Annotated in this window: 10 protein-coding genes; 4 read left to right on the top strand and 6 right to left on the bottom strand. The window is 54.0% G+C overall.

Going from position 1 to position 13,984, the window contains the following annotated elements; all coding sequences use genetic code 11:
• The first annotated feature begins 83 nt into the window (after window positions 1–83).
• The 4 genes from ycaO to pflA all read left to right on the top strand — a co-directional run bounded on the left by ycaO (window position 84) and on the right by pflA (window position 6,386).
• Complete coding sequence (gene ycaO / locus ACZ6J2_RS09195) at window positions 84–1,844, top strand: 30S ribosomal protein S12 methylthiotransferase accessory factor YcaO (protein ID WP_048976855.1); 1,761 nt, start codon at window positions 84–86, stop codon at window positions 1,842–1,844.
• Window positions 1,845–2,250: 406 nt separating this feature from the next.
• The gene (gene focA / locus ACZ6J2_RS09200; protein ID WP_135346033.1) at window positions 2,251–3,108 is read left to right on the top strand and encodes a formate transporter FocA; all 858 of its coding nucleotides are present in this window, start codon (window positions 2,251–2,253) and stop codon (window positions 3,106–3,108) included.
• Between the two features lie 51 nt (window positions 3,109–3,159).
• Window positions 3,160–5,442: a formate C-acetyltransferase gene (gene pflB / locus ACZ6J2_RS09205; protein WP_023310992.1), complete on the top strand. Its 2,283-nt coding sequence runs from the start codon at window positions 3,160–3,162 to the stop codon at window positions 5,440–5,442.
• Window positions 5,443–5,645: 203 nt separating this feature from the next.
• A complete protein-coding gene (gene pflA, locus ACZ6J2_RS09210) occupies window positions 5,646–6,386 on the top strand; it encodes a pyruvate formate lyase 1-activating protein (RefSeq protein ID WP_008499976.1) in 741 nt (246 codons plus the stop codon).
• Between the two features lie 36 nt (window positions 6,387–6,422).
• Here the strand turns inward: pflA and ACZ6J2_RS09215 are convergent, their stop codons facing one another.
• The 6 genes from ACZ6J2_RS09215 to serS all read right to left on the bottom strand — a co-directional run bounded on the left by ACZ6J2_RS09215 (window position 6,423) and on the right by serS (window position 13,934).
• Entirely contained in the window at window positions 6,423–6,944 is a 522-nt protein-coding gene (locus tag ACZ6J2_RS09215; RefSeq protein ID WP_045404123.1) for an anti-virulence regulator CigR family protein, read from the bottom strand.
• 123 nt (window positions 6,945–7,067) lie between these two features.
• The gene (locus tag ACZ6J2_RS09220) at window positions 7,068–8,216 is read right to left on the bottom strand and encodes an MFS transporter (RefSeq protein ID WP_033145087.1); all 1,149 of its coding nucleotides are present in this window, start codon (window positions 8,214–8,216) and stop codon (window positions 7,068–7,070) included.
• A 275-nt stretch (window positions 8,217–8,491) separates the two neighbouring features.
• Window positions 8,492–9,355, bottom strand: coding sequence for a dimethyl sulfoxide reductase anchor subunit family protein (locus tag ACZ6J2_RS09225; protein ID WP_471725504.1), 864 nt, complete (start codon window positions 9,353–9,355; stop codon window positions 8,492–8,494).
• Window position 9,356: 1 nt separating this feature from the next.
• The gene (locus ACZ6J2_RS09230) at window positions 9,357–9,974 is read right to left on the bottom strand and encodes a DMSO/selenate family reductase complex B subunit (RefSeq protein ID WP_021240882.1); all 618 of its coding nucleotides are present in this window, start codon (window positions 9,972–9,974) and stop codon (window positions 9,357–9,359) included.
• Between the two features lie 10 nt (window positions 9,975–9,984).
• Window positions 9,985–12,429 carry a dimethylsulfoxide reductase subunit A gene (gene dmsA / locus ACZ6J2_RS09235; RefSeq protein WP_471725506.1) on the bottom strand — a complete coding sequence of 815 codons (2,445 nt, stop codon included), beginning with the start codon at window positions 12,427–12,429 and terminating at the stop codon, window positions 9,985–9,987.
• A 212-nt stretch (window positions 12,430–12,641) separates the two neighbouring features.
• Complete coding sequence (gene serS, locus ACZ6J2_RS09240) at window positions 12,642–13,934, bottom strand: serine--tRNA ligase (RefSeq protein WP_471725508.1); 1,293 nt, start codon at window positions 13,932–13,934, stop codon at window positions 12,642–12,644.
• Between the last annotated feature and the right edge of the window lie 50 nt (window positions 13,935–13,984).

Raw genomic sequence — 13,984 nt, forward strand, 5'->3', positions numbered from 1 at the left:
AGCCTTTTATTTTCGCCGAAGATAGCACCCGTCACGCAAAACCCGTATCATTGCGCGCTTTACGTACGATAAAAGTGAACGCCATGACTCAAACGTTTATCCCCGGCAAAGACGCCGCTCTGGAAGACTCCATCGCTCGCTTCCAGCAGAAACTGACCGACCTGGGTTTTAACATCGAAGAAGCCTCCTGGCTCAATCCGGTGCCTCATGTCTGGTCCGTGCATATTCGCGATAAAGACTGTGCCCTGTGCTTTACCAACGGTAAAGGCGCGACGAAAAAAGCGGCACTGGCCTCTGCGCTGGGTGAGTATTTTGAGCGTCTGTCCACCAACTATTTCTTCGCTGACTTCTGGCTGGGCGAAACCATCGCTAACGGCCCGTTCGTTCACTATCCAAATGAAAAATGGTTCCCGCTGACCGAAGATGACGAGCTGCCGGAAGGTATTCTCGACGCGCGCCTGCGTGCCTTCTACGATCCAGACAGCGAACTGACCGCCAGCATGCTGATCGATCTGCAGTCTGGCAATGAAGACCGTGGGATCTGCGCCCTGCCGTTCACCCGTCAGTCTGACGAGCAGACCGTGTATATTCCGATGAACATCGTCGGCAACCTGTATGTGTCCAACGGTATGTCCGCCGGTAACACCCGCAATGAAGCGCGCGTGCAGGGTCTGTCTGAAGTCTTTGAACGCCACATTAAAAACCGCATCATCGCTGAATCCATCAGCCTGCCTGAAATTCCGGCAGACGTGCTGGCGCGCTACCCGGGCGTAGTGGAGTCCATCGCTAAGCTCGAAGCAGAAGGTTTCCCAATCTTTGCCTATGACGGCTCGCTGGGCGGCAAGTATCCGGTTATCTGCGTGGTGCTGTTTAACCCGGCCAACGGCACCTGCTTCGCCTCATTCGGTGCGCACCCTGACTTCGGCGTGGCGCTGGAGCGTACCGTTACCGAGCTGCTGCAGGGCCGTAGCCTGAAAGATCTCGACGTCTTCACCCCGCCAACGTTTGACGATGAAGAAGTGGCCGAGCATACCAACCTTGAAACCCACTTCATCGACTCCAGCGGTTTAATTTCCTGGGATATGTTCAAGCAGGACGCCGACTATCCGTTCGTGGACTGGAGCTTTGCCGGTACCACGGAAGAAGAGTTCGCCACGCTGATGGCCATCTTCAACGCGGAAGATCGGGAAGTTTATATTGCCGACTACGAACACCTTGGCGTCTACGCGTGCCGCATTATCGTTCCGGGCATGTCCGATATCTACCCGGCTGAAGATCTGTGGCTGGCGAATAACAGCATGGGCGCGCACCTGCGCGAAACGCTGCTGGCTCTGCCGGGCAGCGAGTGGGAGAAAGAAGATTATCTGAACCTGATCGCCCAACTGGACGAAGAAGGCCACGATGACTTTACCCGCGTACGCGAACTGCTGGGCCTGGCGACCGGTAAAGACAACGGCTGGTATACCCTGCGCATCGGTGAGCTGAAAGCGATGCTGGCCCTGGCGGGTGGCGATTTGGATCAGGCCCTGGCCTGGACCGAGTGGACCATGGAATTCAACCAGTCTGTCTTCTCTGCCGAACGCACCAATTATTACCGCTGCCTGCAAACCCTGTTGCTGCTGGCCCAGGAAGAGGATCGCGAGCCGCTGCAATACCTGAACGCTTTCGTGCGTATGTACGGTGCTGAAGCCGTTGAAGCAGCCAGCGCGGCCCTGAGCGGCGAAGCGCCGTTCTATGGTCTGCAGGCTGTTGATAGCGATCTGAAAGCCTTCCCGGCGCATCAGTCGCTGCTGAAGGCCTACGAAAAGCTGCAGAAAGCAAAAGCCGCTTACTGGTCAAAATAAGCGCAGATAACATTACCAGCAGTAGGCGTATTCAATCGTCTGGGCTATATTACGGGGCAATTTCATTGCCCCGTTTTTTATTTTCTTCGGCAATGACTGTTGATTGTAATAATAAAGTTAAACATGGGTAAATATAATAATATTTACCTGGGCTTTACTGTTACTTTTTATGGTAAATACTCCATATTAATTAACTGCGTCAGGGGTGGCCGAACGAAAAAATTCAACTCTTTTCATAACTTTTAAAATTTATTTTTATACGGATAATCAATTACTTACTCCGCATTTGTTGTAAAACCATACACACTGCGGGCCTATAAGCCAGGCGAGATATGATCTATATCAATTTCTCTTCTATAATGCTTTGTTAGTATCTCGTCGCCGACTTAATAAAGAGAGAGTTAGTGTGAAAGCTGACAACCCTTTTGATCTTTTACTCCCTGCTGCGATGGCCAAAGTTGCCGAAGAAGCGGGTGTCTATAAAGCAACGAAACACCCGATGAAGACGTTCTATCTGGCGATCACGGCTGGTGTGTTCATCTCTATCGCTTTCGTCTTCTACATCACCGCCACCACCGGTACTGCCGGAATGCCTTTCGGCATTGCCAAACTGATTGGCGGTATTTGCTTCTCACTGGGTCTGATTCTTTGCGTTATCTGCGGAGCCGACCTCTTCACCTCAACGGTGCTGATTGTCGTGGCAAAGGCCAGCGGAAGAATTACCTGGGGTCAGCTGGCACGAAACTGGCTTAACGTCTACGTGGGTAACCTGGTTGGCTGTCTGCTCTTTGTTTTGTTGATGTGGCTTTCTGGCGAGTATATGACCGCCAACGGTGGCTGGGGCCTTAACGTCCTGCAAACCGCCGACCACAAAATGCACCACACATTTATCGAAGCCGTTGCTCTCGGCATCCTCGCTAACCTGATGGTCTGCCTGGCTGTATGGATGAGCTACTCGGGTCGTAGCCTGATGGACAAAGCCTTAATTATGGTTCTGCCGGTTGCGATGTTTGTTGCCAGCGGCTTTGAGCACAGTATCGCGAATATGTTCATGATCCCAATGGGCATTGTCATCCGCGACTTTGCAAGCCCGGAGTTCTGGACCGCAGTTGGTTCATCCCCGGAAAGTTTCTCTCACCTGACTATTATGAATTTCATTACTGATAACCTGATCCCTGTCACTATCGGGAACATTATCGGTGGGGGTCTGTTAGTTGGGTTGACATACTGGGTCATTTACCTGCGTGGCGACGATCATCATTGATGGTTTTCTCAGGCAGTAAATAAAAAATCCACTTAAGAAGGTAGGTGTTACATGTCCGAGCTTAATGAAAAGTTAGCCACAGCCTGGGAAGGTTTTGCGAAAGGTGACTGGCAGAATGAAGTAAACGTACGTGACTTCATTCAGAAAAACTATACCCCGTATGAAGGTGACGAATCCTTCCTGGCTGGCGCAACTGACGCGACCACCAAGCTGTGGGACAGCGTAATGGAAGGCGTTAAACTGGAAAACCGCACTCACGCGCCAGTTGATTTTGACACCTCCGTTGCTTCCACCATCACTTCTCACGATGCTGGCTATATCAACAAAGCCCTTGAGAAAATCGTTGGTCTGCAGACTGAAGCACCACTGAAACGCGCAATCATCCCGTTCGGTGGTATTAAAATGGTTGAAGGTTCCTGCAAAGCGTATAACCGCGAGCTGGACCCAATGCTGAAAAAAATCTTCACCGAATACCGCAAAACCCACAACCAGGGCGTATTCGATGTTTACACCAAAGACATTCTGAACTGCCGTAAATCTGGCGTTCTGACTGGTCTGCCAGATGCGTATGGCCGTGGTCGTATCATCGGTGACTACCGTCGCGTTGCGCTGTACGGTATCGACTTCCTGATGAAAGACAAGTACGCGCAGTTTGTTTCCCTGCAGTCCGATCTGGAAAACGGCGTAAACCTGGAAGCGACTATCCGTCTGCGTGAAGAGATCGCTGAACAGCACCGCGCGCTGGGTCAGATCAAAGAGATGGCGGCTAAATACGGCTGCGATATCTCTGGTCCTGCTACCAACGCTCAGGAAGCTATCCAGTGGACCTACTTCGGCTACCTGGCCGCAGTTAAGTCTCAGAACGGTGCAGCGATGTCCTTCGGTCGCGTATCCACCTTCCTGGATGCTTACATCGAACGTGACCTGAAAGCAGGTAAAATCACCGAGCAAGACGCTCAGGAAATGATTGACCACCTGGTCATGAAACTGCGTATGGTTCGCTTCCTGCGTACGCCTGAATACGATGAGCTGTTCTCCGGTGACCCAATCTGGGCAACTGAATCCATCGGCGGTATGGGCGTTGACGGCCGTACTCTGGTGACCAAAAACAGCTTCCGCTTCCTGAACACCCTGTACACCATGGGTCCTTCTCCGGAGCCGAACATCACCGTTCTGTGGTCTGAAAAACTGCCTCTGAACTTCAAGAAATTCGCCGCTAAAGTGTCCATCGACACCTCTTCTCTGCAGTACGAGAACGATGACCTGATGCGTCCGGACTTCAACAACGACGATTACGCTATCGCTTGCTGCGTAAGCCCAATGGTTGTTGGTAAACAAATGCAGTTCTTCGGTGCGCGTGCAAACCTGGCGAAAACCATGCTGTACGCTATCAACGGCGGCGTTGATGAAAAACTGAAAATGCAGGTTGGTCCTAAGTCTGAGCCGATCAAAGGCGACGTTCTGAACTTCGACGAAGTGATGGACCGCATGGATCACTTCATGGACTGGCTGGCGAAACAGTACGTCACTGCGCTGAACGTTATCCACTACATGCACGACAAGTACAGCTACGAAGCTTCTCTGATGGCGCTGCACGACCGTGACGTTATCCGCACCATGGCGTGTGGTATCGCAGGTCTGTCCGTTGCTGCTGACTCCCTGTCTGCAATCAAATATGCGAAAGTTAAACCAATTCGTGACGAAGACGGTCTGGCTATCGACTTCGAAATCGAAGGCGAATATCCGCAGTTTGGTAACAACGACTCTCGCGTTGATGACATGGCGGTTGACCTGGTAGAACGTTTCATGAAGAAAATTCAGAAACTGACTACCTACCGTAACGCTATCCCGACTCAGTCTGTTCTGACCATCACCTCTAACGTTGTGTATGGTAAGAAAACCGGTAACACCCCAGACGGTCGTCGTGCTGGCGCGCCATTCGGCCCAGGTGCAAACCCAATGCACGGTCGTGACCAGAAAGGTGCGGTTGCCTCTCTGACTTCCGTTGCTAAACTGCCGTTTGCTTACGCGAAAGATGGTATCTCTTACACCTTCTCTATCGTGCCAAACGCGCTGGGTAAAGACGACGAAGTGCGTAAAACTAACCTCGCGGGTCTGATGGATGGTTACTTCCACCACGAAGCGTCCATCGAAGGTGGTCAGCACCTGAACGTGAACGTCATGAACCGTGAAATGCTGCTCGACGCGATGGAACATCCTGAGAAATATCCTCAGCTGACCATCCGCGTATCTGGCTACGCAGTACGTTTTAACTCCCTGACTAAAGAACAGCAGCAGGACGTTATCACCCGTACTTTCACTCAGTCCATGTAAGTGGAATTGACTGAAATCACGCGTTAACAAGCGTACAATAAAGGCTCCACGTCAGTGGGGCCTTTTTAGCACCCTCTCCACCTCAGTCTCTTTTGTCCGCTATCTATACTGAATGGATAACAGCCAAAACAGACTTAACACAGCCGGCTTTGAGCTGTGCATACACAGGCCCGGGACGGGCCGATGATGGAGATATCACCGCAATGTCAACTATTGGTCGTATTCACTCCTTTGAATCCTGTGGCACCGTCGATGGCCCGGGTATCCGCTTTATCACCTTTTTCCAGGGCTGCCTGATGCGCTGCCTGTACTGCCACAATCGCGACACCTGGGACACGCACGGCGGTAAAGAAGTCACCGTCGACGATCTGATGAAAGAGGTGGTGACCTATCGCCACTTTATGAACGCTTCAGGTGGCGGTGTGACCGCATCCGGCGGTGAAGCCATTCTTCAGGCTGAATTTGTCCGCGACTGGTTCCGCGCCTGCCACAAAGAAGGCATTCATACCTGCCTGGATACCAATGGCTTTGTACGTCGCTACGATCCGGTTATCGACGAGCTGCTTGAAGTGACCGATCTGGTCATGCTCGATCTCAAACAGATGAACGATGAGATCCACCAGAACCTCGTTGGCGTCTCAAACCACCGCACGCTGGAATTCGCCAAATACATTGCCGATAAAGGCATCAAAACCTGGATCCGCTACGTGGTAGTTCCCGGCTGGTCAGATGATGACGACTCCGCGCACCGCCTGGGGGAATTTACCCGCGACATGGGCAACGTCGAAAAAATCGAGCTTCTGCCCTATCACGAGCTGGGTAAACATAAATGGGTGGCGATGGGCGAAGAGTACAAACTTGATGGCGTGAAGCCGCCGAAAAAAGAGACGATGGAACGCGTCAAAGGTATTCTTGAACAGTACGGCCACAAGGTGATGTATTAAAGAAAAGGCCCGGTGAGAACCGGGCCTTTTTATATTCTATTTAAAGACGCCGTTAATAACGGAGGTCACAATAGCTGTACTCAGCGCAATTAAGACCAGGTCGTCTCCTACCACGCGCCATTCATAGCCAGGGTAGGAAGGAAGCTGGCCCAGCATTGAGGCCGGCACGGTTTTCTTCGCAATGCCCGGAGGCAACGGCTTACCGCGCGCCAGGTTTTTCGCGATACCCGGAGGCAGAGAGTCATAGCCCGTTAAGCCATAATTCAGCGCCAGATGGCGGGCATGATCGAAGCTCACGCGAGCGTCGACATCGTTGCCGACATCTTTACTGCTTTTAAAGCTTTTATCCGATTTCCCAGGGTTATCCTGGCCGTTATTTTGCTTATTACCATGGTTACCAGAATTCCCGTTACCATGATTACCGCCATTACCCTGTCCGCCTCCGTTTCCGTGACCACCGCCATTCCCGTTACCAGGATTAGCCATGACCGGAGCCGTTGCAAACGTTAATGACAACACTACGGCAAGTGCGGTAGCGGAAAAACGACGAATAGACATGATTGCTGCCTTATAGTGGTAGGACTCACATGAATTATCGCCTGGCGCAATAAACAAACAATAAGTAAAACTCTTAGTTGTGACTGGGACAAAAAAGCCTGTCATCGACAGGCTTTTAATTAATCAGGCATGAGCCACAGGCGTTGGGTGTTCGCCCACTTTGCGCAGCAGCATCAAGAGATAAATAAACGACACGCTGGCGATCATGATAAACAATAAATTATCGGAATAATTCTGCATCAGCATCGCGGTAAACGTCGGCCCTAATAAACTGCCGATGGTATAGCTCAGTAACAGCGCCTGGTTCATTGCCACCAGCTGGTGATGTTCAACTTTCTCACAGGCCCAGGCCATCGCGACCGGATAGAGCGTAAAGCCGGCCGCCCCGAGAATAAACAGCGCAGGCGCCATCGCGGCGTTGCTGAGCATGGCAAGGCATCCCATGATGACCACAAAGACCTGAACGCGCAGCACCAGCAGACGGCCGAAACGATCCGCCAGTCGGCCAATCGGCCACTGCCCGACGATCCCCGCACTCACCATCACCGCCATCCAGAAGCCAATTCCGGAATCGCTGACGCCCTGATGATTCAGATAGAGCGGCATCAGGCCGTAGAGCGAGCCCAGTACAATCCCCGAGATAATGCAGCCGTTAACGCCCAGGCGCGCCTGACGGAGTCTGAGCATCGGCCAGACGTGGGTCGCTTCTTGATGCTCGCTGTTCTGGTTCACAATGCGCGTGAAGAGCAGCGGCAGGATCGCCGCCAGCACCATGCCCGTTACCCACGGCAGAACGCTCATCAGATCTGTTGGCAGCTTGCTGACCATCAGTTGCCCCAGCACGGTGCCGACGTAATAAACCATCATATAGGCCGCCAGCAGGCGTCCACGGTTGCGGGAGGTGCCGCTGCACATCAGCGCGCTTTCAACCACCACCCAAATCATCGCGCAGCCTACGCCAGCGATAAAGCGCCACGCCATCCAGCTCCAGAAGCCGACCATCAGGCCCAGCCCTGCACACCCGGCGGCGAAAATCAGCGAAGCCAGATAATAGCTGCGATTAAAGCCAAAGCGCTTAATCAGGCTCCCGGTCATTAGCGTACCCAGCAGGTTCCCGGTAAAAAAGGACGAGCTGACCATACCCACCTGCCAGGTCGGTAAGTTTTCATGGGCGAGCCACAGCGGGACGAGCGTATTTAACACTGCGATCGCCAGGGTCAGCAGAAGCAGGCCACAGAGCAACAGAAGCACTGGCCGGGTATAGGTGGTCATGGATTAAAAACCGTGAGGAAGTTCAGATTTCGTGCGCATCATGCCACTGGCAAAAACAAAGTCAATCCACTGATTTAGCCGCCTCGCACAATATGTTCCCTGTCGATTTAAAAAACTTATCCTGCTAATGCCACGCCTGCTATAGATATTAATTATGTATCTGTTTTTATTTATTAATGGACAAAATTAAAACAAAACGACAGTCGAAAAATTTCATGATCGAAAAAAGAAAAAGCCGGGCACTCAGGCCCGGCTTGATATAACTAAATGCAACGTTAACTGGCGATAGCCATACCTACGGTCATATGCAACCCGTAGAACACACCGCGGCCAATCAGTTCACCCGCCAGGACCAGCACAAAAGCCAGAGACAACAGCGGCAGCGCGGGCTGATAGCCTTTGAGCTGAGGCGCAATCCAGAATACCAACGCCGCGACCAGCAGAACGATGCGCCAGGCCATCAGAGAACCGTAGTCCGGCACCAGGGCAGAAGCCTGCTGGATAGAGCTGTGAATGGTTGCCAGTTCAGCCCCCTGCATCAGGGCGACCATCGCACTCACCACTAGCGCCAGCAGAGAAACAGCGGGCAGCAAACGCATTGCCCACCCGTCTACGCCCGCCACGCGCAGCAGCAGGTAGCCCAGCAGCGGCCCGCCGATAAACATCGTCAGGAAGAAGCTCATCGGCGTCCAGACGCTGTACCAGGTTGGAACGGTATCGATAGTGTTATAGACACGCACCATCATCCACACGAACACCACGCCCAGCACCATGGTCAGGATCAGCCACAGGCTGCGCAGACCCGCAGGCAATTTCTTCATCGCGGCCAGCAGCCAGCCCAGCCCACCGACGGCAAAGAAAATTGCGCCACTGGCAATCTCGTTACTTAGTGATGAGGCTCCCACGCGGTTCAGAGAGTTAAACGCGCGCATCGGCGAGCCCAGGTGCAGCGTTGAGGCGATAAAGCCAATCCCCATCAGCACCCACAGCCCAAACATGCTCAACACCAGACGCTGCTGCTGTTCAGCATTGAGGTTCCCTTTTAACAGCGCCAGCGCGAGCACAATGAAACCGCCCGCCACGCACTGACCAAAGACCGTGAAGATCATCAGCGGCCATTCATGCCATCCACTTCCCATCTCACACCTCCTTCGGATTTGCCAGGTAGCCGGTGGTGTCACCAGTAGGACGGCTGTTGGCGTTAGGTTTAATCACAATGCTCGGCTTCGTGAAGTGCGCAGACGGCAGCGGCGCCACTGCGGCAAGCTGACCGTGTTTTTGACGCAGCTCTTCAATCGGGCCGAAGTCCAGCGCGCGCAGCGGGCAGGACTCGACGCAAATCGGCTTTTTGCCATCCGCCACGCGGGTGTGGCAACCGTCGCATTTGGTCATATGACCTTTGGCGGCGTTGTACTGCGGCGCGCCGTACGGGCACGCCATGTGGCAATACCGGCAGCCGATGCAGACATCTTCATCCACCACCACAAAGCCGTCTTCACGCTTGTGCATCGCCCCGCTCGGGCAGACCTTGGTGCAGGCCGGATCTTCACAGTGGTTGCAGGCAATCGACAGGTAATAGGCAAAGACGTTCTGATGCCAGACGCCGTTATCTTCCTGCCAGTCGCCCCCGGCGTATTCGTAGATGCGGCGGAAGCTGACGTCAGGAGTCAGGTCTTTGTAATCTTTACAGGCCAGCTCGCAGGTTTTGCACCCGGTGCAACGGCTGGAATCAATAAAAAATCCATACTGGGTTGTCATCGGCTACTCCTTAAACCTTTTCAACCTGGACAAGGTTTGTGTGGGATGGGTTGCCCTTCGCCAGCGGCGACGGACGCTGCGTGGTCAGTACGTTAATACTGCCCGCCTGGTCGATGCGGTTGGCATCAGGGCTGTACCAGGCCCCTTCTCCCAGCGCCACTACGCCTGGCATCATGCGCGGCGTCACCTTAGCTTCAATGTGCACCTCGCCGCGGCCGTTGAAGATACGCACGCGATCGCCATTGCTGATGCCGCGTGCTTTGGCATCCATCGGGTTGATCCACATCTCCTGACGGCAGGCGGCCTTGAGTACGTCGACGTTACCGTAGGTGGAGTGCACGCGCGCTTTGTAGTGGAAACCGGTCAGCTGCAGCGGGAATTTCGCCGTCAGCGGATCGTTGTAGTTTTCGAAACCTGGCGTGTAGATCGGCAGCGGATCGATAACGTCCCCTTCCGGCAGCTCCCAGGTCGACGCGATTTTTGCCAGCTCTTCGGAGTAGATTTCTATTTTGCCCGACGGCGTGGTCAGCGGGTTTGCCTGCGGATCTTCACGGAACGCTTTGTACGCCACGTGGTGCCCTTCCGGATCGCGCTGTTTGTACATACCCTGCTTGCGGAAGGTATCGAAATCCGGCAGGTCAGGGACCGCCTTACGGGAGAGTTCATGCAGATGGCGCATCCACCCTTCCTGAGTACGCCCCTCGGTAAACTGCTGCTCAACGCCAAGACGTTTCGCCAGCTCAGAGGTCATCTCATAGATAGTTTTGCACTCGAAGCGCGGTTTGATCGCCTGGTCGGTAAAGATCACGTAGGACATGTTGCCGCAGGAGGCGTCCAGCGCGAAATCCATCTGCTCAGAGGCGGTGCAGTCCGGCAGCAGGATATCGGCGTATTTCGCCGAGGAGGTCATGTGGCAGTCGATGACCACAATCATCTCGCACTTCTTATCATCCTGCAGGATTTCATGGGTGCGGTTGATTTCGGAGTGCTGGTTGATGAGACAGTTACCGGCATAGTTCCAGATCATCTTGATTGGCACGTCCAGCTTGTCCTTGCCGCGCACGCCGTCTCGCAGGGAGGTCATTTCAGGACCACGTTCGATCGCATCGGTCCACATAAACATGGAGATGCTAGTCTGAACAGGGTTATCCAGCGTCGGCATACGTTCAAACGGCACTTCATACGAGCCTTCACGCGCGCCGGTGTTACCGCCGTGAATACCGACGTTGCCGGTCAGAATGGAGAGCATGGAGATCGCACGGGTCGCGATTTCGCCGTTCGCATGGCGCTGCGGTCCCCAGCCCTGGCTGATGTAGGCCGGTTTGGCCGAGCCAATCTCACGCGCCAGCTGAACGATACGCTCGGCCGGAATACCGGTGATGGTGGACGCCCACTCGGGCGTTTTCGCCACGCCGTCGCTGCCCTGCCCGAGAATATAGGCTTTGTAATGACCGTTAGCAGGCGCGCTTGCTGGAAGGGTTTTCTCGTCATAGCCGACGCAGTATTTATCCAGGAAAGGCTGATCGACGAGGTTTTCAGTGATCATCACCCACGCCAGCGCGGAGACCAGCGCTGCATCGGTACCCGGACGGATTGGGATCCACTCGTCTTCACGTCCGGCGCCGGTATCGGTATAGCGCGGATCGATAATGATCATGCGGGCATTGGATTTGGCGCGGGCCTGTTCGAGGTAATAGGTTACCCCACCGCCGCTCATGCGGGTTTCGCCCGGGTTATTCCCGAACAACACCACCAGCTTACTGTTTTCGATATCGGACGGGCTGTTGCCGTCCGCCCAGCCGCCGTAGGTGTAGTTCAGGCCAGCAGCGATCTGCGCGGAAGAGTAGTCGCCGTAGTGGTTAAGATAACCGCCGCAGCAGTTCATCAGGCGGGCCACCAGCGTTTTACCCGGTGGCCAGGAGCGGGTCAGCGTACCGCCGAGCGTACCGGTGCCGTAGTTCAGGTAGATGGATTCGTTGCCGTACTCTTTGATAAGGCGCTGCATATTGGTGGCGATAATGTCGTAGGCTTCATCCCAGCTAATTCGCTCGAACTTCCCTTCGCCACGCTTACCGACGCGCTTCATCGGATATTTCAGGCGGTCCGGATTATACACGCGACGACGCATGGAGCGGCCGCGCAAGCAGGCGCGAACCTGATGTAACCCTTCATAGTTATCGTCGCCGGTATTGTCGGTTTCGACATATTTAATTTCGCCATCCACCACGTGCATACGCAGCGGACAACGGCTACCGCAGTTAACGGTACAGGCACTCCACACCACTTTTTCCGGAGCTGAAGCTGGGGATAATGCATCCGCCGCTGAGGCCAGTCGGGTAAAAGGGAGCGTGAAGGCGCTGCTGGCTACGGCCAGGCCTCCTATTGCCGTGGTTTTCATCAACCCACGGCGAGTGACCTCGGCAGCCATTAATGCTTCAGGCGCGTTGATTTTCATAGAGACTCACTTTGGTTGCTCACAAAGAAAAGAGTGGCGGCGCAAAACCGCTATGTAGTTTTATATACAACGAATTTTTACGTAATCAGCTTTTTATGCTGACTTTCATTCGGAGGAGTATTACTACTTTAGAGGGAGGGGGTATTGCGTCGTGTCAATTCCGCGGCATAAAAAAAGCGCCTAAAGGCGCTTTTTTGTTGTGAGGCAAAGAATTAGCCGATGTACTGCTGGCCTTTCATGTATGGACGCAGCACTTCAGGGATCTCAATACGACCGTCTGCCTGCTGATAGTTTTCCAGCACGGCAACCAGCGTACGGCCCACAGCCAGACCAGAACCGTTCAGGGTATGCACCAGACGGGTTTTCTTGTCAGATTTGCTGCGGCAGCGTGCCTGCATACGACGCGCCTGGAAATCCCAGACGTTAGAGCAGGAGGAGATTTCACGGTAGGTGTTCTGCGCAGGCACCCACACTTCCAGATCGAAGGTTTTGCAGGCGCCAAAGCCCATATCACCGGTGCACAGGGCCATACGACGGTATGGCAAGCCCAGCAGCTCCAGCACTTTCTCAGCGTGACCGGTCATCTCTTCCAGCGCGTCCATGGACTCTTCAGGACGGACGATCTGCACCATCTCAACTTTGTCGAACTGGTGCATACGGATCAGACCGCGCGTGTCGCGACCGTAAGAACCTGCTTCAGAACGGAAGCACGGAGAGTGTGCCGTCAGCTTAAATGGCAGGTCGTCTTCATCGATGATCTCATCACGCACGAGGTTAGTCAGCGGCACTTCAGCGGTTGGGATCAGCGCGTAGTTGCTGCTGTCTGCTTCCTCGTCCAGCGGACGGGTATGGAACAGATCGCCGGCAAATTTCGGCAGCTGGCCCGTACCGTACAGCGTATCGTGGTTGACCAGATACGGCACGTAGGTTTCGCTGTAGCCATGCTGCTCGGTGTGCAGATCCAGCATGAACTGCGCCAGCGCGCGGTGCAGATGGGCAATCTGGCCTTTCATCACCACAAAACGGGAGCCGGTCAGCTTAACCGCTGCCGCAAAGTCCAGGCCCGCGTGCATTTCGCCCAGCGTCACGTGATCGCGCACTTCGAAGTCAAACTCACGAGGCGTACCCCAGCGTTTCACTTCAACGTTGTCGTTTTCATCTTTGCCGACAGGCACGCTGTCGTCAGGAATATTCGGGATAGCCAGGGCAATATCGCGAATCTCGGCCTGAAGAACGTCCAGCTCAGCTTTTGCCTGATCCAGTTCTTCACCCAGCTTGTTCACTTCCAGGCGTAATGGCTCAATATCTTCCCCGCGCGCTTTCGCCTGGCCGATGGATTTCGATCGAGAATTACGCTCTGCCTGCAGATTTTCAGTTTGTACCTGCAGAACTTTACGACGCTCTTCGAGAGCGCGCAGCTTATCTACATCCAGCTTAAAGCCCCGGCGTGCCAGTTTTTCAGCGACTGCGTCTGGCTCATTACGCAGCAGATTGGGATCGAGCATGCTTATCCTGTGCTTATCGAATTAAAATAGGAAAATGTGACCACAGCCTG

The sequence above is a fragment of the Enterobacter sp. E14S genome (assembly GCF_055666685.1).